Here is a 20,078-nt window from a genome sequence, read left to right as displayed (position 1 = left end):
CGCCGCGATCCGCCCGCGCGCGACGGGAGAACCGGCGCCGATGTCAGTGGAAGACGCGCGACAGCGCGCCGTCGATCGCCGCGACGATGCGGTCGATGTCGGCGGCGGTGGCGATCAGCGCGGGGCTGAGGCACAGGGTGTTGTTCAGCCCGGGCAGCGAGCGGTTGGTCGCGCCGATGATGACGCCGTTCGCCATGCAGTCGGCGACGACCGCCTGCACCAGCCTTTCGTCGGCGGGCTCCTTGCCGGCGCGGTCCTGCACCAGCTCCACGCCGCAGAACAGCCCCTTGCCGCGCACGTCGCCGACGGCGCGATGGCGCTCCGCCAGCCCCCACAGGCCGGACATCAGCCGCTCGCCCATCGCGCGGGTGTTGGCGAGGAGATCCTCCTCCTCGATGATGCGCATGTTTTCCAGCGCGGCCGCCGGGCCGGCGACGCAGCCGCCGAAGGTCGAGATGTCGCGGAAGAAGGACAGCGGGTCGGCCGGATCGTCCTTGAACAGCTCGAAGATCCGTTCCGTCGTGGCGGTGCAGGAGATCGCGGCGTAGCCCGACGCCACGCCCTTCGCCATGGTGACGAAGTCGGGCTGCACGCCGTAATGCTGGTAGCCGAACCACGCGCCGGTGCGCCCGACGCCGCACACCACCTCGTCGATGTGCAGCAGCACCTCGTGGCGGCGGCAGATGTCCTGCACCCGCTCCCAGTATCCCTTGGGCGGGGTGATGACGCCGCCGCCGGCGGTGATCGGCTCCAGGCAGAGGGCGCCGACGGTGTCCGGCCCCTCGCGCAGGATGACGGCCTCGATCGCGTCGGCGGCCAGCTCGCCGTAATTCTCCACCGCGCCGTACTGGCCGCGGTATTCCAGGCAATGCGGCACCTCCACGAAGCCGTCGGGGAAGGGGCCGAACTGCGCGCGCCGCTGCGCCTGCCCGGCCGCGGCCAGGGTGCCGAGCGTCGTGCCGTGATAGTCGCGCTCGCGGTAGAGGATCTTGTGCTTGCGCCCACCATGGTGCCGGTGCGCGATCTGGCGCACCATCTTGAACACCTTCTCGTTCGCCTCGGATCCGGAGTTGGCGTAGTAGACGCGGCTCATGCCCGGCATCTTGCCGATCAGCTTCTCGGCGAAGCGCGCGCCGGCGATCGACCCGGCGGAATTGGCGAAATAGTTCAGCTTCACGAGCTGGTCGCGCACCGCGTCGGCGATGCTGGTCCGGCCATAGCCGACATTGACCGTCCAGACGCCTCCCGACACGCCGTCGAGATACTCGCGCCCGGTGGCGTCCCACAGCCGCATGCCCTTGCCTTCGACGAAGATGCGGGGATCGCTGGTCTCGAACCCCTTGTGCTGGGTCAGATGATGCCAGACATGGGCGCGGTCGGCCTCGATGACCCGGCGAATGTCGTTGGCGCGAGAAACGTCGGTCCGAAGGATCTCATCCATCGGTCTTCTCCCAATAGGAATGGCGGTACGGGAATGGCGGTACGGGAATGGCGGGGGATCGCGGCGCGGCGGGACGCGTCTCAGCCCGGCCCGTCGCGGTGGATCCGGAACGGCGACCAGGACTGGCTGACCGGCATGATTTCCAGGCTGTTGACGTTGACGTGCGGCGGCAGCGACACGACCCAGCGCACCGTTTCGGCGATGTCCTCCGGCTGCAGCGGGTTGGCGCCGGCGTAGAGCGCGTCGTAGGCCGCCTTGTCGCCGCCGGTGCGCACCATCGTGAACTCGCTTTCCGACAGGCCGGGCTCGATGGAGGTGACGCGCACGCCCTGCGCCGACAGGTCGCAGCGCAGGCCGAGCGAGAACTGCTTCACGAAGGCCTTGGTGCCGGCATAGACGTTGCCGCCCGGATAGGGCCAGTTGGACGCGATGGAGGCGAGATTGACGATCAGCCCGCGCTGTGCGATCAGCCGGTCCAGCAGCAGCCGCGTGATCGTCACCAGCCCCGTGACGTTGGTGTCGATCATCGTCCGCCACTGGTCGGGATCGCAGTCCTGCGCCGGCCCGGTGCCGAGCGCCAGGCCTGCGTTGTTGACCAGGACCGAGACGTCCCGGAACCCCTCCGGCAAGGACTGAAGCGCCGCGCGCGTCGCGGTCTCGTCGCGGATGTCGAAGCAGAGCGGGTGGACGGCCGCCGGGCCGCCCAGCGCGTCGACCAGCGCGTCGAGCCGGTCGCGGCGCCGGCCGGTGGCGACGACGCGCCAGCCCTCCTCGACCAGCCGCCGCGCGATGGCATCGCCGAAGCCCGAGGTGGCGCCGGTGACGATGGCCGTTTTCGGCATGGTTTCGCCTTTTCTCATGATGGGTTGAAACTGTGGCCGAGCGTGAAGGCGGCCTGTGCGAGGCTCGCCGCCGCGACGGCGACCAGCCCCCCGGACGCCACCCGCCGCCAGGAGTCGGCGCTCAGGCGCGCGGCCAGCAGGCGGCCGGCGGCGAAGCCGGCCAGGGTGGGGGCCGTGTAGGCGGCCAGCAGGCCGAGGACGGCGGGATCGATGGCACCCACCAGGCCACGGCCGGCCAGGCTCAGCGCATCGACCGCGCCGAAGAACACGGCCAGCGTGCCCTTGATGGTCCGGCGGTCCCGGCCGCCGGCCAGCAGCCACGCGGCGATCAGGGGACCCCCGACCGCGAAGGCGGCCAGCAGGACGCCGACGACGAAGGCGATGCCCGCCCCGATGCTCCGGTGCCGCAGCCAGGGCGGCGGCTCCCGTACCAGGGCGACGCAAGCCGCCCCGAAGACGGTGACGGCGACGAGCGCCCGGGAGGTTTCGGCGTCGAGGCTCGCGGCCAAGAGGCTGCCGCACAGGGCGCCCGCGAAGCCCATCCCCAGCAGAAGCCGCGCCACCGCCCAGTCCACCGCCCCCTGCTCGCGGTCCAGCAGAAGGAAGCCGGTGAGCAGCAGGTCGCTGACGAGGATGAACGGGACGCCGGCCGCCGGCGAAGGCAGGAACAGCAGCCCCAGCGCCGCGATCAGGGCGTAGCCGAAACCCGTCACCCCGCGGAAGGCGGCGGCGAGGAAGGTCACGCCCCCGAAGAGGACCATGGACATCGGACGCGGACCCTTCCGGACGGCGGTCTCAGACCTTGCCCTTCCAGGGCACCAGGCGGCGTTCCAGCCAGCGCATGCCGAATTCGAACAGGGCGGCGAAGAAGCCGATCACGAAGATCCCCATCAGCACGATGTCGGTGCGCAGGAAGTTGGAGGCGTTGAGCACCATCTGGCCAATGCCGGTGGAGGCGGCGACCATCTCGGCGGCGACCAGCGTCGTCCAGCCCACCCCCATGCCGATCCTGAGGCCGACGAGAATGTCGGGCAGGGCCGCGGGCAGCACCACATGCGCCACCACCTGCCAGCGGCTGGCCCCCAGCGCGCGGGCCGCGTTGACCTGATCGGCGGTCGCCGCCGACACGCCGGCCCGGGCGGCCAGCGCCACGGGCGCGAAGCAGGCGAAGAAGATCAGCAGGACCTTCGACGTCTCGCCGATGCCGAACCAGATGATGACCAGCGGCAGATAGGCCAGCGGCGGCAGCGGCCGGTAGAACTCGATGAAGGGATCCAGCGCCGCCCGCAGGCCGGGGCTGAGGCCGGTGGCGAGCCCGACCGGGATGCCGACCAGCGCGGCCAGCGCGAAGGCGCCGACGACGCGCAGAAGGCTCATGGTGACGTGCTCGATCAGCGGGGCGCCGTCGATCCGCCCGTCCACCGCGTCGAGGAACGCCTGGAACACCGTTCCGATCCTGGGCAGGAACAGCGGCTTCACGACTCCCTGGCCGGTCAGCGCCGCCCACAGCGCGATGGCCGCGAGTATGGTCACCACGCTGATCAGCGCCGGCTGCGGCCGGAAGCCCTGCATCGCCCTGCGCGTCCGGCGGAGCGGCACCAGCCCGGCCGGCACGCCGCCGAGGCCGTCGGTGGGTTTCGGCTGTTCCGTGGCGGTCGGTTTCATGCGGCTTCTCCGGTGGCGGCGTCGTTGCGGTCATGGATGAAGCTGAGGACCCGTTCGCGCATGGCGATGAAGTCGGGGGAGGATTTGACGGACCGTGCGTCCTGCCCGGCCAGGAAGCGCCGGCTGAAGTCCAGCGGGATCGTCTGCGCGATCCGGCCGGGCCGCGGGGTCATGATGATCAGCTTGGTGGCGAGAAAGATCGCCTCCTCCACCTCGTGGGTGATGAAGAAGGCCATCTTCCGCGTCTCGGCCCACACCCGCAGGATCAGTTCCTGGATCTGTTCGCGGGTGAAGGCGTCGAGCGCGCCCAGCGGTTCGTCCATCAGCAGCATGCGCGGGTCGGCGGCCAGCGCGCGGGCGATGCCGACGCGCTGCTGCATGCCGCCCGACAGCTCGTAGATCTTTTTGTCGGCGAAGGCGGCGAGCCCGACCAGTTCCAGCATGTTGCGGGCGCGCTGCGTCCGTTCGGCCTTGCCCATCCCCTGCATCCGCAGCCCGAAGGCGACGTTGTCCGCCACGTTCAGCCAGGGCATCAGGGCGTGGCGCTGGAACACCACGCCCCGGTCGGCCCCCGGCCCCGTGACGGGCTTGCCCTCCAGCAGGATCTCCCCGTCCGTCGCCGGCAGGAAGCCGGCGATGCAGGACAGCAGGGTCGTCTTGCCGCAGCCCGAGGCGCCGAGCGCGACGACGAATTCCCCCGGTTCGATGGTCAGGTTGATCCAGGACAGCGCGACGGTGCCGCTTTCGCCGCCGCCATACTGGACGCTGACATTGCGGACTTCGAGCATGCGGGACTTCCTGACGTGAGGGGGGATGGACCGGGGACGGAAGGCCCCCGCCGTTACTTGGCGGCCGCCTTGACGACGTCCGCGGTCACGAACAGGCCGTAATCGGGCGCCAGTTCGGTGACGCGGCCCTGGCTCTTCAGGAACTCGGCGGTCGATTTCAGCGCCTCGGCGGCACCGCCGCCCAGCCAATCCTTCGACGCCTGCTCCTCCAGGGTCGGGAAGCGGTAGGCGGCCAGACCGGCCGGCACGTCGGCCGGGGCGGCGCCGGTCCATTTGGCGATCGCCGCCACCTGCGGCGAGGTCGCGGCCCAGGAACCGCCGGTCTTGGCGTAATCGGCGTCGGCGGCGGCCAGCAGCTTCACGAACGTGGTCATGAAGTCGGGGTTGGCCGTCATGAAGGCCTTGGTCGCGACGATGCCGTCGAAGGTCGCCTTGCCCTTCTTCGCGAAGTCCCCGGCGCTGGCGATGACGGTCCCGTTCTTCTTCGCGGCGGTCAGCACCGGCGCCCAGATGAAGGTGGCGTCGATGTCGCCGCGCTCCCAGGCCGCGGCGATCTCCGGCGGGCGCATGTTCATCAGCTTGACGTCCTTGCCCGACAGCCCGGCCTCCTGCAGCGCGTACATCAGCTGATAATGGGCGGTCGAGACGAAGGGTACCGCGACCGTCTTGCCCTTCAGGTCGGCGATGGAGGTGATGCCGCTGCCGTTGCGGGCGACCAACTGTTCGGCGTTGGCGATGTCGTCGAGGATCCAGAACAGGGTGATCGGAAGCCCCTGGGACGCCGCCGCGGCGATGGGGGAGGAGCCGGCCTCGCCCACATCGACGTTGCCCGACGACATGGCGCGGATCACATCGCCGCCTCCGCCGAACTTGACCCATTTCACCGTGTAGCCGGTCTTCTTTTCCAGCTCCCCGCTCTCCATCAGCACGCGGATGGGGGTCATCATGTCCTGGTAGGCGAAGGTGACGGTCTTCTCCGCGGCCACGGCCGGGGCGGACGCCCCGACCAGCGCGCCGAAAGCGACGAAGGCGGTGGCGAGCAGGGTCTTGCTGAACATCATGGCGGGATCTCCGTCGAGGCCGATCGTTCCGATGCGGCCATTAGGAACCGGCGGCCCTCCCGCCGAAAGGTCCAGATCCCTCCGGTTTGAGGATGTGACTGGTCCGGCGCCCGGTCCGCTGCCGCTTCGGGCGCCAGCCGCCGCCTGTTTGGGCAGGCGCCCGCCTTCCGCTCACCGCCGCCGCCCCGCCGGTCTGGGTCCGGCCCTCCGCCGGCCGGCATCCTTCTTGCTTCGCGCATGCCCGGTCGGGACGGCCGAGAAAGCAGGGCCGAGGAAGAAGGACGGTTGGGCACCATGCAGATCGACACCGCTTGGCGGCTTCTTTTCGGCGGGATGGAGCGTGACCATCAGGGGCTCGGGTCCCGCATCCAGGGCATCATCGCGCAGGCCATCGAGACCGGGACGCTGGCGCCCGACATGCGGGTGCCGTCCAGCCGCGGCCTCGCCGAGGCGCTGGGCATCTCGCGCAACACGGTCAACGCGGCCTATCAGGGGCTGATCGACGACGGTCTCCTCGTCGCGCGCGAGCGCAGCGGCTGCTTCGTCGCCTCGTCCAGGGACCGGCCGGCGACCGGACGGGGGCCCGGGCAAGCGGCCGAGGCGGCGGCGGAGAGCTGGGCGGCGCGCTTCGCCATCCGGCCGTCCCGGATGCCCCAGATCACCAAGCCGCGCGACTGGATGGACTATCCCTATCCCTTCCTGTTCGGGCAGTTCGACCCCAGCCTGTTCCCGACCAACCCGTGGCGGGAGAGCGTGAAGGCCGCCTCCAGCGTGCAGGAGATCACCCGCTGGGCGCGCGACATGATCGACGACGACGATCCCGACCTGCTGGACCAGCTGCGCCACAAGGTGCTGCCCCGGCGCGGCATCTTCGCCGGTCCGGGGGAGATCATCATCACCCTCGGTTCGCAGCACGCCCTGTCGATGCTGGTCCAGCTTCTGGTCGGCCGCGACACGCCGGTCGGCATCGAGAACCCCGGCTATCCCGACGTGCGCTACATGGTCGGCATGGCGACCGCGGACATGCGGGCGCTGACGTGCGACCGCTACGGCGTCGTGCCCGACGGGATGTTCGCCAGCCGGCGGGTCGCCTTCGTGACGGTGGGCCATCAATGCCCGACAACGGCCGTCATGCCGGTCGGGCGGCGGCGCGAGCTGCTGGAGGCCGCGTCCCGCCACGGCGTCGTTCTGGTCGAGGACGACTATGAATCCGACCTGTCGGTGGAGGGCGACGCCGATCTGCCCTGCCTGAAGAGCCTCGACCGGGCGGATTGCGTGATCTACACGGGCAGCTTCTCCAAGATCCTGGCGCCGGGCCTGCGCATCGGCTACGTCGTGGCGCCCAAGCCGGTGATCGACGAGTTGCGCGTCCTGCGGCGCCTGCTTCTGCGCCACCCGCCGACCAACAACCAGCGCAGCATCGCGACCTTTATCCAGCTCGGCCATTACCGCCAGCATCTGCGCCGCACGGCCAAGGTCCTGCAGGAGCGGGCCGAGCGGATCGCGGAGCTGCTCCCCGAGCTGCTGCCGAGCTGCCGGTTCCGGCGCGATTTCGGGGCGAAGAGCTTCTGGATCGAAGGCCCGGCCGGCCTGAACAGCCGCGATCTAGTCCGTGCCGCCCGCGAGCATGGCGTGCTAATCGAGGCCGGCGACATCTTCTTCCTCGACCCCGCCGAGGGCCGGCGTCACTTCCGTCTCGGATTCACCTCGATCGCCACGCACCGGATCGAGCCGGGGTTGCGCCGCCTGGCGGCCCTGGTGGCGGCGTGACGGCGGCTCTCCTTCGCCGCGCGGGCCATGCGGCGCCCGGCCTTTTCGCCCCCGCGTCGATCAGGACTCCATCGCGCCGCGCGTTCTGTGGCATAAGGGGCCGACTTCGCCACCGGAACCCAGCCTCAGATGATTCGTTTCGAAAATATCAGCAAGCACAACGGCCACCGCATCCTTTTCCTGGAAACCTCGGCGGCGCTGAACAGGGGCGAGAAGGTCGGTCTTGTCGGTCCCAACGGCGCCGGCAAGACGACGCTGTTCCGGATGATCACGGGCGAGGAGTTGCCGGACACCGGACAGGTGTCGGTCGAGAAGCAGGTCACGATCGGCTATTTCAATCAGGACGTCGGCGAGATGTCCGGCCGCAGCGCCGTCGCGGAAGTGATGGACGGGGCCGGGCCGGTCAGTGAAGTAGCGGCGGAGATGGCGACCCTCGAGGCGGCCATGTGCGATCCCGACCGCGCCGACGAGATGGACGCGATCGTCGAGCGCTACGGCGAGGTGCAGGCGCGCTTCGAGGAGTTGGGCGGCTACGAGCTTGAGGGGCGGGCGCGGGAAGTGCTCGCCGGGCTCAGCTTCAGTCAGGAAATGATGGACGCGGACGTCGGCGCCCTGTCGGGCGGCTGGAAGATGCGCGTTGCGCTCGGCCGCATACTGCTCATGCGGCCCGACGCCATGCTCCTCGACGAGCCGAGCAACCACCTGGATCTCGAAAGCCTGATCTGGCTGGAAGGCTTCCTGAAGGGCTACGAGGGCGCTCTGCTGATGACCTCGCACGACCGCGAGTTCATGAACCGAATCGTCACGAAGATCATCGAGATCGACGGCGGCTCGCTGAACAGCTACTCCGGCGATTACGGCTTCTACGAGCAGCAACGGGCGCTGAACGAGAAGCAGCAGCAGGCCCAATTCGAACGGCAGCAGGCCATGCTGGCCAAGGAGCTGAAGTTCATCGAGCGCTTCAAGGCCCGCGCCTCGCACGCCAGCCAGGTCCAGAGCCGGGTGAAGAAGCTCGACAAGATCGAGCGCGTCGAGCCGCCCAAGCGCCGGCAGGTCGTGACCTTCGACTTCCCGCCGGCGCCGCGTTCGGGCGACGACGTCGCGGTCCTGAAGAACGTGCACAAGGGCTACGGCAGCCGGACCATCTACCAGGGGCTCGACCTCACCATCCGCCGCAAGGAGCGCTGGTGCGTCATGGGCGTGAACGGCGCCGGCAAGTCGACGCTGTTGAAGCTGGTGGCCGGCACGACTGAACCGGACGCCGGGACCGTCAATGTCGGCGGCAGCGTGAAGATGGGGTACTTCTCCCAGCACGCGATGGAGCTGCTCGACGGCGACAAGACGGTGTTCGAGTCCCTGGAAGGGTCCTTCCCGCAGGCGAGCCAGGGATCGCTCCGGGCGCTCGCCGGCTGTTTCGGCTTCTCCGGCGACGACGTGGAGAAGAAATGCCGCGTCCTGTCCGGCGGGGAGAAGGCCCGGCTCGTTATGGCGACCATGCTCTTCAACCCGCCGAACTTCCTGGTGCTGGACGAGCCGACCAACCATCTGGACCTCGACACCAAGGAGATGCTGATCAACGCGCTGGCGTCCTACGAGGGCACCATGCTGTTCGTGTCGCACGACCGGCATTTCCTGGCCGCCCTGTCCAACCGGGTGCTGGAGCTGACGCAGGACGGCATCCACCAGTATGGCGGCGGCTACACGGAGTATGTGGCGCGCACCGGGCAGGAAGCACCCGGACTGCACAGCTGATCCGGGGCTGAACCGGGAAGGCGGCCGGGATCCCGGCCGGCCCGCCTACTCCGGGATGCGGTTCCGCAGCACGCCGTCCTCAAGAAGTAGCCGCACCGTTTCGGCGGCGTTGCGGCGCATCTCCACCCCGGCGGCGTCGGAGTGGAAGGCGTTGTGCGGCGTGATGACGAGGCGGCCGGCGAGCCACTCCTCGCGGGTGCGCCAGGCGTCCAGCAGCGGGTGCGGGCGGGGCGGCTCGGTCGGCAGCACGTCGAGCCCGGCGGCGGCGATGTGGCCGGAGCGCAGTGCCGCCTCCAGCGCGTCGTAGCCGGCCAGCAGCTCGCCGCGCGCGGTGTTGACGAGGATGGCGCCCGGCTTGAAGCGGGCCAGCCGCTCGGCGTCGAGCAGGCCGCGCGTCTCGGCGTTGGCCGGGCAGTGGAAGGTCACGATGTCGGACTCCGCCAGCAGCTCGTCCAGCCGCCGCACGCGCCGGTAGCCGACCGCCTTCTCGTGGCCCGGCGGCTGGTGGGGGTCGTAGCCCAGGATGCGGTAGCCGAAGGACTTCAGCCGGTTCACCACGGCGGTGCCGATCCGCCCCACGCCCACGACGCCCACCGTCGCCTCCGACCCGCGCAGCAGTGGGGTCAGCGTGTTGTTCTGCCAGCTCGTCGTGTAGGTGCGGGCGCGCGAATCATGCTCCCACAGCCGGCGCTGGAGCGACAGGATCAGTGCCAGCGCGTGGTCGGCGACTTCCTCCGTCCCGTAATCGGGGTTGTTGGCGAAGGGAATGCCGGCCTCCGTCAGGGCGGCGACGTCGATCTTGTCGTAGCCGACGCCGAACCGAACGACACCCCGGCAGCGCGCCAGGTGCGGGATGCTGCGGCGGGTCAGCGGCGTCGCCCAGACCAGCAGCGCGTCCAGCCGCGCCAGCCGTTCCGGGTCCAGCTCCTCCTCCTTGCGGGTGTCGAAAAAGTCGATGTCGGCGACGTCCCGCAGCACCTCCGCCTCCAGCGCGGGCGGCCCCATCATGTGGTCGGTCACGCCGACAATCCAGCGCCGCTTCGCCTCGCCACCCGCCATGAGGGCTCCCCTTTTCCGGACTTCGTTCCATCTCCGTTATAACCCGGCGGGCGGCCGGCTGTATCTGCCCAAGAACAGGGCAGCCTTGCGCGGGCGAGACTTGACCGTCGGTGCGCCGGATGATCGGTTGTGCGGCCATCCTTCCGCATCCGTCAGGCCGTCCATGAGCGTCACCAGCGCGACCCGCGATCCCGCCGCCAGCACCGCCGCCAGCACCGCCGAAGGCATGATCCTGCGCCACCCGCTGCTCGCCGCCGCCAGCCTCGTGATGGTGGCGCTGAACCTGCGGCCGGCCCTGTCGAGCCTGGCGCCGGTGCTGGGCGACGTGGTGCGCGACACCGGCATGTCGGCCGGGCAGGCCGGTCTGCTGACCACCTCGCCCGTGCTCTGCCTCGGCCTGTTCGGGGTGATCGCGCCGCGTCTGGCGCAGCGCTTCGGCGTGGAGCGGACGATCTTCTTCGTGCTGCTGATGCTGGGGGCGGGCGTCGCCCTGCGCGGGGTCGGTACCTTCCCGGCACTGTTCGCCGGGGCGACCATCGCGGGGGCGGGGATCGGCATCATCGGCGTGCTGCTGCCTGCCCTGGTGAAGCGCGACTTCCCGCAGCGCGCCAGCCTGATGATGGGCGTCTACACCATGGCGCTCTGCGCCGGTGCGGCGGCCGCGGCCGGGCTGACCGTGCCGTTGGAGCACGGCTTCGGGCAATGGACGACTGCCCTGGCCTTCTGGTGCCTGCCGGCCGCGCTCGCGGCGCTGGCCTGGCTGCCGCAGCTGCGCGGGCGCACGCGCGCCGGCGGGCCGGACGGACTTGTGGTGCGGGGGCTGTGGACCGACCGGCTGGCTTGGCAGATCACGCTGTTCATGGGGCTGCAATCGGCGCTCGCCTACATCGTGCTGGGCTGGATGGCGCCGATGCTGCGCGACCGCGGGCTCGACCCCGCCATGGCCGGGCTGGTCGTGTCGGTCTCCGTCATGGTGCAGGTCGCGGCGGCGCTGGCCGCCCCGCTGCTGGCGACCCGCACGCCGAGCCAGAGCCTTGCCGGCGCCGTCACGCTGGGGTGCAGCCTCGTCGGCATGATCGGCTGCCTCTATGCGCCGATGTGGAGCATCTGGCTGTGGGCGGTGATCCTCGGCATCGGGCAGGGCGGCGCCTTCGCCGTTGCCCTGACGCTGATCGTCCTGCGCTCCCCCGACAGCCGCATCGCCTCCCACCTGTCGGGCATGGCGCAGAGCGTCGGCTACACGTTGGCCTCGGCCGGTCCCTTCGCCGTCGGCGTCCTGCACGGCTGGAGCGGCGACTGGCACGCCTCGGCGGTGCTCTTCGCGGTCGTGGCGGTCGTCGCCGGCTTCTTCGGCATCCTCGCCGGCCGCCCCCTCCAGGTCCGCGCGACCGCAGAGCCGCGGCGCTGACCCGGAAAGGCGGCATGAAAAAGCCCCCGCCCCCGGCGGCCAGCCGGAAGCGGGGGCTTGAAGGCCGGGCCGGACGTGCGGCTCAGACCAGGGCCAGCGACAGCAGCGGCACGTAGGTGACCAGCAGAAGGGCCAGGAACAGGGCGGCCAGCAGCGGAGCGCTCTGGCTGATGAACTCGCCGACGCGCACCTTCGCCAGGTTGCACACCAGCAGCATCACCGTGCCGACCGGCGGCGTCAGGGTGCCGAGCGACAGGTTCAGGATCATCACGATGCCGAAATGCACGGGGTCGATCCCGAGCTGGAGGACCACCGGCTTCAGCAGCGGCACCAGCACGATCAGGATGGCCGTGCCCTCGATGAACAGGCCGAGCACCAGCAGCACGACGTTGACGACCGTCAGGAAGACGTACTTGTTCGTCGTGAAGGAGGTGATCATCGCCGCCAGCGAATCGCCGGCATGCTCCAGCGAGAAGATCCAGGCGAGCGCGGAGCTGGCCATGATCACCAGCATCACCGAGGCGGTGGACTTCGCCGTCTCCAGCAGCGCGCCGCCGACGTCCCGCAGCTTCAGCTCGCGGTAGACGACGAAGCCGATCAGCAGCACCAGCAGCACGGCGACCGCACCGGCCTCGGTCGGGGTGAAGATGTTGGCGCGGATGCCGCCGATGATCGCCACCACCAGGAACAGCGCCGGCCAGGCGCCCAGCAGCGTGCGGCCGATCTCGCCGCCGCTCGGCCATTCTGTGCGGTTCGGCCGGTATCCGCGCCGCTTCGACACGACATAGACCGCAACCATCAGCAGGGCCGAGCAGAGCAGGCCGGGGATGATGCCTGCCATGAACATGCTGCCGATGGAGACGTCCGCGACCAGCCCGTAGATGATCAGCGCGATGCCCGGCGGGATGATCGGCGTGACCAGGGAGCCGGCGGCGGTGACGCCCGCGGCGAAGGCGCGGTTGTAGCCCTGCCGCTCCATCTCCGGCACCATCATGCGGGTGAGCATCGCCGCGTCGGCGAGGTTCGAGGCGCTGACGCCGCCCATCAGCGTGCTCAGCGTGATGTTCGCCAGCCCCATGCCGCCCGTGAACTTGCCCACCAGCAGGTCGGCCACGCGCAGCATGCGCTGGGCGATGCCCGTGTGGCCCATCAGCGTGCCGAGCAGGATGAAGAAGGGAATGGCGAGCAGCGAGGCGTTCTGCGTCGGCCCGATCAGCCGCTGCACCGCGATTTCCAGCGGCACCGCGTTGAAGAACAGGAAATAGGCCAGTATGCCGGCGAACATGGCCAGGTAGAGGCGCATGTTCAGCACGAACAGCAGCAGCATCAGGGGAACGATGACGACCCAGCTCATGTCAGGCGTTTCCCTTCGCGGCGGTGCGCGCGTAGCCGATGCAGCGCGCGAGCGTGAACAGAGCGATGCCCACGGCGCCCAGCGGCACGGCGAGGTCGATCCAGGTCCAGGAGATCTTCAGGATCTGCGTGAACTTGAACTGCGCCTTCATGGCGAGGCTGTAGCCGTACCAGGCCAGCGCCATCAGGAGCCCGACGGACAGCAGCGAGGTCACGAGGTTGACGCCGGCCGCGATGCGGTTCGGCAGCGCCTCGGTCAGAAGCGGGATGGTCAGATGCTGGTCGTCGCGCTCGGCCACCACGGCGCCGATCATGACGATCCAGATCATCAGGAAACCCGACATCTCCTCCGTCCACTGGATCGGGGTTTCGAAGACGTAGCGCATGACCACGGCGGCGCAGAACAGGGCGACCAGAAGGAGGAGCGTGCCGGCTGCGGCGACGCTCGCGATGGTTCCGATGAGTTTCATCGAAGGCTCCGGAAGCGGAAAGGGCGGGCGCCGCCCGAAGGCAGCGCCCGCCCTTCCGGCGGTTTCTTACTTCAGCATGCCCTGGACCTGCTGGTACAGGTTCGGCGACCATTCGGGGAACTGCGTGTAGACGGCCTTGGCCGCCTCGCGGAACGGCCCGAGTTCCGGGGTCACGACCTCGACGCCGGCCTTCTTCATGGCCTCGATCATCTCGGCGTCCTGCTCGGCGGCGAGCTTCTGGCTGTAGAGGCCGGCCTCGTAGCCGGTCTTGTGGATCAGGTCCACCTGCTCCTTGGGCAGGCTGGCGAAGAAGGCCTCGCCGCCGACCCAGACGGAGGTGTTGGTCAGGTAGCCGACGAGGTTCAGGTACTTGGCCTGCTCGTGCAGCTTCTGGCCGTAGAGCACCGAGATCGGGTTCTCCACCGCGTCGATGACGCCCTGGGTCAGGGCCGGATAGACCTCGCCCAGCGGCATCGGCGTCGGCGTGCCGCCCAGCGCCTGGATGGTCTTGATCTGCATGACGTTGTTCGGCACGCGGACCTTCATGCCCTTCATGTCCGCCGGCGTGTTGATCGGCTTCTTGGACAGGATGTGGCGCACGCCGTACAGGTAGTTGGACATCACGATGTGGACGCCCTTCTCCTTCAGCGATTCGTTCTTCTGCTTGAACCAGTCGCTCTCGTAGATCTTGAAGAGCTTCTGCGGATCCTCGGTCAGGTAGGGTCCGAAGAGGATGCCGAGGTCCGGCTCGTAATCGGCGAGGAAGGCGACGTCGCTGAGCGTGATGACGTTCATGCCCATCATCGCCTGCTCCATCACGTCCTGCTTGGAGCCGAGCTGCGAGCTGGGATAGAGGTCGAAGGTGATCTCGCCCTTGCTCTGCTCCTTCACCTGCTCGGCCCAGTGGCGCATGACCTTGTCGAGCGGCTCGCCGGGGTTGTTCTCGTAGGCGACCTTGATGGTCACGGGCTTGGCTTCGGCCATGCCGGCGGCGCCGGTGACGGCCAGGCACAGGGCGGCGACGCCCGCCAGAATGCTCTTCATGATGTCTCCGCTTGCTGTCGTTGTTTCGGCCGGCGGGCGTGACGCGTTTTCGGCGCCGCGGCCCGCCGGGCGGTTGAGCTTCAGACCTCGATCAGCACCTTGATCGTGCTCGCCCGCTCGGAATCCCAGTAGGGCAGGGCCTGGTCGGCCTCCGAGAAGGGGAAGACCTTGGAGATCAGGTCGTCGGGGGCGTGCTCCAGCGTCTCCAGATATTGGATGACGCTGCGGAAATCCTCGGCCGTGGCGTTGCGCGACCCCATGATGTCCAGCTCCTTCAGGTTGAAGAGCTGGGTCTTGTAGGAGACCTGTTCCTTGGCGTAGCCGACATAGACCACGCGGCCGGAGAAGCAGGCGAGGTCGATGGACTGGGTGAAGGTCGCCGGCAGACCGACCGCCTCGATCACCACGTCGGCGCCGTCGCCGCCGGTCAGCGCCTCGACCCGCTCCTGCACGTTCTCCGCCGAGGCGTCGATCGCGTGGCGGGCGCCGTATTTCAGCGCCATCTCGGTCTTGGCCCGGCTGACGTCCACCGCGATGACCTCGGCCCCGCGCGCGACGGCGCCGGCCACCGCACCCATGCCGATCATGCCGCAGCCGATGACGACCACCCGGTCCTGCTCCGTCACCCGGCCGCGCGCAACGGCGTGGAAGCCGACCGACAGCGGCTCCACCAGCGCCAGATGGCGCGGCGCCAGCGTGTCGTTCAGGATCAGCTTGCCGTGGGGCAGGGCGATCCGCTCCGCCAGCCCGCCGTTCTGCTGCACGCCCAGCGTGCGGTTGGTCTTGCAGGCGTTGACCCGGCCCCGGCGGCAGGAGGTGCAATGGCCGCAGCTGGTGTAGGGCACGACGATGACGCGCTTGCCGACCGCGTATTCCGCCGGCACGTCCGGCCCGACCGCGGCGATCTCGCCGCCGATCTCATGGCCGGGGATGCGCGGCAGCGTCACCAGCGGGTTCAGCCCCTTGAAGGTGTTCAGGTCGCTGCCGCACATGCCGATGTGGCGCACGGTGACGAGCACCTCGCCCGGCCCGGCCTGCGGCTCCGCCACATCATGCATGCGGCAACGGCCTTCGCTTTCGATCATCAAGGCTTTCATCGGATCTCACTCTGCTCGCCGGGCGCGCGTGCGGGGGCGCGCCGGGCATCTGGACGGGGCTCGGGCTTCGGGGGCCGGTTGGGACGGCGCGATGACGTATTGTTGTATGTTGTTTATTATCGGTATAAACCAACAGTGCCCCGGCGCTGTCAAGGGCCTTGGCCCTAGCCCTTTTCTGCTAAGCTCATTGCATGGCCGCCGGTGTCCCGGCGTCCTCTCCGGCCGAACGGGTGCGGCGTTCACGATGTCCAAGACCGATCATCTCTTCCGCAGGACGACCAACGAGATCCTGCGCTACATCGCCGATCACGTCCCGGTCGGGGCGCCCGCGCCGACCGAGAATTTCCTGGCCGCCCATTGCGGTGTCAGCCGTTCGCCCGTGCGCACGGCGCTGGCCCATCTGGGCGAGCGGGGGATCATCGGCGGCGGCGGCCAGGCGCGGATCGTGGCGCGCCATCCCCGCGCGGAGGATTATTTCGACGACGTGGCGATGGGGCCGCGCGCCGACCACATCGAGAAGGTCTTCATGGACCTCGTGCTCCGTCAGGAGCTGCTGCCCGGACAACGCTTCTCGGAGGCCGAGCTGGCGCGCCGCGCCGGCAGCAGCACGACCGCCGTGCGGGAGTTCCTGATCGGCTTCGCGCGTTCCGGCCTGATCGCCAAGAAGCCGCAGGGAAGCTGGCGCCTCCAGGCCTTCGACCGGCGCTTCGCGACCGAGCTGGCCGACATGCGCGACATGCTGGAGACGCAGGCGGTGACCCGCTTCGCCGGGCTGGGGCCGGACGACCCGGCCTGGGCGGCCATCGGCGGCCTGATCGCCCGCCACCGCGCGCTGCTCGCCGCACTCGCGGGCGGCACCGGCCATTACAAGGACTTCTCGGCACTCGACCGCGACTTCCACAACATCATCATCAACGCGATGGACAACCGCTTCGTGCGGGAGTTCTACGACGTGGTCTCCTTCGTCTTCCACTATCACTACCAGTGGGAACGGAAGGGCGAGCGCGCCCGCAACATCGTGGCGCTGGAGGAGCATCTGCGCATCCTGGAAGCGCTGGACCGCCGCGACGCCCCCGAGGCCGCCCGCCGCCTCGCCGAACACCTCGCCACCGCCCGCAGCACGCTGCTGGATTCCATAGAGGGCATGGGCGAGGGGATCGGCGAGGAGCCGGAGGAGGACGGCCATGAGAGGCCGGTCGTCTCCCGGCCTCTCATGGCCTCCCGGTAGGGGGCCTCCTTCAGCCACCCTCGATTTCCAGGGTCTCGCCGCGATACGGGCTTTATCGCGAACAGGCCGCATGGTTGCCTCCGGGGTCCGGCGCGGCGGGGAAAGCCGTCTGGCCGGACGGAAACCGGAGGAAGGGATGCGCATGGGGGTGGTCGTCAATTTGCGTGGGACGGCGGGGTCGGGGAAGACGGAGCTGGTGCGCCGGGTCCTGGCCGAATACGGATGGCCGGCGGGCGGCGGGGTGGAGCCGTTGCGCCGGGAGGGGCGGAGCCGCCCGCTCGGTTACCGGCTGGTGCACCCGGCCGGCGGGAACCCGCTGCTCGTCATCGGGCAGTATGGGGGCACGCGCGGCGGCTGCGACACCATCGGCAAGGGGGACGGCGGGCTGGAAGGGGTGTTCCGGATCGCCGGCGATTTCGCGGCGGCCGGTTGCGACGTCCTGCTGGAGGGGCTGGTGCTGAGCGCCGAACACCGCCTGTCCGGCGACTTCGCCCGCGGCCACGGGCTGCATGTCCTACGGCTGGACACGCCGGTCGAACAGAGCATCCGCAACCTCGTCGCCCGCCGCCGCGCCGGTCCGGGCAGCCGCCCCCACATCACGCGCAAGATCATGGCCGAGCGGGACGCCGTGACCGCGGCCTGCGCCCGGCTGGCGGGCGTCGCCACGGTCGAGGCGCTTCCTTTCGAGGAGGCTCATCGCCGCGTCCGTACCCTGCTCGGGCTGCGAGGTGACGAAGCGCGGATCGATCCACCCGGCAGGATTGGAAGCTCGGCTCAGGCCACCTGTGGAGTCTGACAGCTGGGCGATGCGGCCCGTCGGCCAACATCAAGCCGTGCCGGGATCCAGGTCCGGCGATGTCGGTTGGAGAGAGGATCGCCAATGAACCGCTCGGACGTGCTTGACGGGCTGCGGGGATATTTCCTCGTCTTCATGATGGTCAATCACTTCGTCGTCGCGGGCGGCGTGCTTCTCGCCAAGCTCAACCACGCGGAGTTCGGGTTCGTCCAGGACGCGCAGGGATTCGTCTTTCTGTCGGGGCTGGTGGCGGGCCTCTATTACGCCCGGGTCTACACGCAGCGATCCCCGGCGGCGGCCCGCCAGCGGCTCTGGTCCCGGGCGATCGAGCTGTATCTCTACACCGTCGGGGTGATCGCGATCGTCACCGCCGCCATCGCCCTGATCCCCGGCGCGGCCGAACCGCTGGCCGGTTTCCTCGGCCATCTGTCCGGCCGGGAGCCCGGAACGATCCTGGCGGCCCTTCTCCTGCTGCATTCGCCGACCTTCACGGACCTTCTGATCCAATACATCCTGTATCTGGCGGCAACACCCTTCCTGCTGCGCCTGATCCTGAACGGCCATGCCCGCACGGTCGCGTTCGGCAGCGTCGCGGCCTGGGCATCGGTGCAGACGGGGCTTCACCTCCCGTTCCTCGCGGCCATCGACGCCCTGCTGGGGGGCATGACGCCCGGTCTGGCGGTGCGCGGCCCGTTCAACCCGCTGGCCTGGCAGATCCTGTATGTCTCGGGGCTGCTGGCCGGCTGCGCGGTCCAGCGGGGGACATTCGACGCGGAGCGCTGGTTCCCCGTCGCCCGCCCGCCCTTGCTCGTGCCTGCGCTCGTGACGGTGCTGGCCTGCGCCTGCTGGCATCTGGCCCTGGCGAACGGGCTGGTCGGTCCGGCGGTCGAGGCGCACTTCCTGCGCCACGTGAACCGCACCGAGTTCAGCCTCGTCTACCTCGCCAACTTCGCGGCCCTTGCCTACGTGATCGCGTGGCTGCTGATCGCGGGCCACCGGTCGGACCATCCGGTGGCGGCCTGGACGGGGCAGTTCCTGCACAGGCTGTTCACGCTGCCCTTCCTAAGGCTGCTCGGCCGGCATTCCCTGCACGTCTATCTGTTTCACGTCCTCGTCTCCTACGCGGTTCTCCTGCTCGACCTGTTCTTCGGTCCGTTCGGGGAGACCACGAAGACGATGCTCCTGCTCTCCAGCATCACGAGCCTGGCGATCCCGGCCCTGCTGCGGGAGCGGTGGAACGCCCCCAAGCTCCCGCAGCGGTCCCGCGTTCCCGCCTCGTGATGCCCTGCAGGAGCCGCCGCTCCTACCTGGCCGAGGCCGTCTTCCCGACCGTGGAAGGGCCGGCCTCGATCATCGTGGTGAGGTATTCGGCAAGGCAGCGGTAGCTCGCGTCCTTCAGATGGAACCCATCGGCGCTCAACACGCTCTCCGCCGTGAAATGCCCGCCGTCCAGCCAGAACTTCATGATGCCGTAGCGGTCGAGCACGGGCGCGCCCAGCTCCCGGCCGAGATCGGCCACGCCGTCCACGAAGCCGCGGTAGGAGGCGTTCTTGACCTCTCCGGGGAAATGCTGCGGGTTCATCAGGATCAGGTCGGCCCCGGCCTTCCCGATCAGCGCGGCCCCTTCCCGGACGGTGTCCAGGAAGGCCGGCAGGGGAAGATTCTGAAAGCTGTCGTTGGTGCCGATCTGCCAGATCACGAGGTCCGGCTTCTCGGCCAGCACGTCCGTCGCGAAGCGGATGAGGTTCTTCTCCGCCGTCTCGCCGCCGATCCCCTTGTTGAGGACATCGATCCGGGAGTTGGGATGAAGGCGCCCGAGCATCTGCTGCAGCTGCGCCGGATATGTGGCCGATGGGGCGGAGGCGCCCGTGCCGGCGGTGCTGGACGACCCGATGGCGACGACCGTCAGCGGCCGTCCGGCCGCGAGTTCCGCGCGGGTGTGCGCCAGTCCGGCCGTGGTCAGGCTGGTGGTGGCCGGCACCGGGCAGAGATCGGAGGCCGACGCTCCGCCGGCCCACAGCAGAACAAGAGCGGAGAGCCCCCAAAGCGCCGGTCGCCTCATGTCTTTCCCCAGGAGATGAAGGAGTGTTGAAGGCGAGTATCGGGCGCTATGGTTAATGGACTGCTAATACCATTACCATCATTCCTCATGACCAATAAACTTAATATTCACGGCTTTAAGCAAAATGCTTTGCGCATTTCCATCTTCGTGGAGCCCGTTTTGCGGCTGGTCGGCATCCGGAATAGCATTTGCCATTGCCCGCTTGGTCCGCGCGATCCACGATGCAGCAAACGGCCCGTCAA

At 69.2% G+C, this 20,078-nt stretch carries 18 protein-coding genes; 6 read left to right on the top strand and 12 right to left on the bottom strand.

Annotated elements, in window-relative coordinates:
• Window positions 1–43: 43 nt before the first annotated feature.
• The 6 genes from JUB11_RS14455 to tauA form a co-directional block, all read right to left on the bottom strand.
• The gene (locus tag JUB11_RS14455; protein WP_207459259.1) at window positions 44–1,441 is read right to left on the bottom strand and encodes an aminotransferase class III-fold pyridoxal phosphate-dependent enzyme; all 1,398 of its coding nucleotides are present in this window, start codon (window positions 1,439–1,441) and stop codon (window positions 44–46) included.
• Between the two features lie 80 nt (window positions 1,442–1,521).
• Complete coding sequence (locus JUB11_RS14450; RefSeq protein ID WP_207459258.1) at window positions 1,522–2,283, bottom strand: SDR family NAD(P)-dependent oxidoreductase; 762 nt, start codon at window positions 2,281–2,283, stop codon at window positions 1,522–1,524.
• Between the two features lie 14 nt (window positions 2,284–2,297).
• On the bottom strand, window positions 2,298–3,050 hold the full coding sequence (locus JUB11_RS14445; protein ID WP_207459257.1) for a sulfite exporter TauE/SafE family protein: 753 nt from the start codon (window positions 3,048–3,050) through the stop codon (window positions 2,298–2,300).
• A 28-nt stretch (window positions 3,051–3,078) separates the two neighbouring features.
• A complete protein-coding gene (locus JUB11_RS14440) occupies window positions 3,079–3,948 on the bottom strand; it encodes an ABC transporter permease subunit (RefSeq protein WP_207459256.1) in 870 nt (289 codons plus the stop codon).
• A complete protein-coding gene (gene tauB, locus JUB11_RS14435; RefSeq protein ID WP_207459255.1) occupies window positions 3,945–4,736 on the bottom strand; it encodes a taurine ABC transporter ATP-binding subunit in 792 nt (263 codons plus the stop codon). The genes JUB11_RS14440 and tauB overlap by 4 nt, the downstream gene beginning before the upstream one ends.
• Before the next feature lie 53 nt (window positions 4,737–4,789).
• A complete protein-coding gene (gene tauA, locus JUB11_RS14430) occupies window positions 4,790–5,797 on the bottom strand; it encodes a taurine ABC transporter substrate-binding protein (protein ID WP_207459254.1) in 1,008 nt (335 codons plus the stop codon).
• Window positions 5,798–6,091: 294 nt separating this feature from the next.
• Here tauA and JUB11_RS14425 point away from each other — a divergent pair, with 294 nt between their 5' ends.
• Window positions 6,092–7,567, top strand: a complete 1,476-nt coding sequence (locus tag JUB11_RS14425) for a PLP-dependent aminotransferase family protein (protein WP_207459253.1) — start codon at window positions 6,092–6,094, stop codon at window positions 7,565–7,567.
• Between the two features lie 129 nt (window positions 7,568–7,696).
• Window positions 7,697–9,319, top strand: coding sequence for an ABC-F family ATP-binding cassette domain-containing protein (locus tag JUB11_RS14420; RefSeq protein WP_207459252.1), 1,623 nt, complete (start codon window positions 7,697–7,699; stop codon window positions 9,317–9,319).
• A gap of 45 nt (window positions 9,320–9,364) precedes the next feature.
• On the opposite strand, the gene JUB11_RS14415 is transcribed toward JUB11_RS14420, so the two are convergent.
• Window positions 9,365–10,378, bottom strand: coding sequence for a C-terminal binding protein (locus tag JUB11_RS14415; protein ID WP_247887057.1), 1,014 nt, complete (start codon window positions 10,376–10,378; stop codon window positions 9,365–9,367).
• Between the two features lie 163 nt (window positions 10,379–10,541).
• On the opposite strand from JUB11_RS14415, the gene JUB11_RS14410 reads away from it, so the two are divergent.
• Entirely contained in the window at window positions 10,542–11,786 is a 1,245-nt protein-coding gene (locus JUB11_RS14410; protein WP_207459251.1) for an MFS transporter, read from the top strand.
• 82 nt (window positions 11,787–11,868) lie between these two features.
• On the opposite strand, the gene JUB11_RS14405 is transcribed toward JUB11_RS14410, so the two are convergent.
• From JUB11_RS14405 to JUB11_RS14390, 4 genes are all read right to left on the bottom strand, one after another.
• Window positions 11,869–13,140 carry a TRAP transporter large permease gene (locus tag JUB11_RS14405; RefSeq protein WP_207459250.1) on the bottom strand — a complete coding sequence of 424 codons (1,272 nt, stop codon included), beginning with the start codon at window positions 13,138–13,140 and terminating at the stop codon, window positions 11,869–11,871.
• Between the two features lies 1 nt (window position 13,141).
• Window positions 13,142–13,609, bottom strand: coding sequence for a TRAP transporter small permease (locus JUB11_RS14400; protein ID WP_207459249.1), 468 nt, complete (start codon window positions 13,607–13,609; stop codon window positions 13,142–13,144).
• 66 nt (window positions 13,610–13,675) lie between these two features.
• A complete protein-coding gene (locus JUB11_RS14395) occupies window positions 13,676–14,653 on the bottom strand; it encodes a C4-dicarboxylate TRAP transporter substrate-binding protein (RefSeq protein WP_207459248.1) in 978 nt (325 codons plus the stop codon).
• Window positions 14,654–14,733: 80 nt separating this feature from the next.
• Window positions 14,734–15,738: a zinc-binding alcohol dehydrogenase family protein gene (locus JUB11_RS14390; RefSeq protein WP_207459247.1), complete on the bottom strand. Its 1,005-nt coding sequence runs from the start codon at window positions 15,736–15,738 to the stop codon at window positions 14,734–14,736.
• 256 nt (window positions 15,739–15,994) lie between these two features.
• Between JUB11_RS14390 and JUB11_RS14385 the strand changes: the two genes are divergently transcribed.
• The 3 genes from JUB11_RS14385 to opgC all read left to right on the top strand — a co-directional run bounded on the left by JUB11_RS14385 (window position 15,995) and on the right by opgC (window position 19,055).
• Window positions 15,995–16,978 (top strand): GntR family transcriptional regulator, encoded by a 984-nt coding sequence (locus JUB11_RS14385; protein ID WP_207459246.1) that lies wholly within the window; start codon window positions 15,995–15,997, stop codon window positions 16,976–16,978.
• A gap of 70 nt (window positions 16,979–17,048) precedes the next feature.
• The gene (locus JUB11_RS14380) at window positions 17,049–17,774 is read left to right on the top strand and encodes a hypothetical protein (protein WP_207459245.1); all 726 of its coding nucleotides are present in this window, start codon (window positions 17,049–17,051) and stop codon (window positions 17,772–17,774) included.
• A gap of 84 nt (window positions 17,775–17,858) precedes the next feature.
• Window positions 17,859–19,055, top strand: coding sequence for an OpgC domain-containing protein (gene opgC / locus JUB11_RS14375; RefSeq protein WP_207459244.1), 1,197 nt, complete (start codon window positions 17,859–17,861; stop codon window positions 19,053–19,055).
• Between the two features lie 22 nt (window positions 19,056–19,077).
• On the opposite strand, the gene JUB11_RS14370 is transcribed toward opgC, so the two are convergent.
• Window positions 19,078–19,836, bottom strand: a complete 759-nt coding sequence (locus JUB11_RS14370; RefSeq protein WP_207459243.1) for an SGNH/GDSL hydrolase family protein — start codon at window positions 19,834–19,836, stop codon at window positions 19,078–19,080.
• Window positions 19,837–20,078: the final 242 nt, after the last annotated feature.

Origin of the sequence: Azospirillum sp. SYSU D00513 (assembly GCF_017356015.1) — a bacterium.
Lineage (GTDB): Bacteria > Pseudomonadota > Alphaproteobacteria > Azospirillales > Azospirillaceae > Azospirillum.
This window is presented reverse-complemented; position numbering and strand designations above follow the sequence as displayed.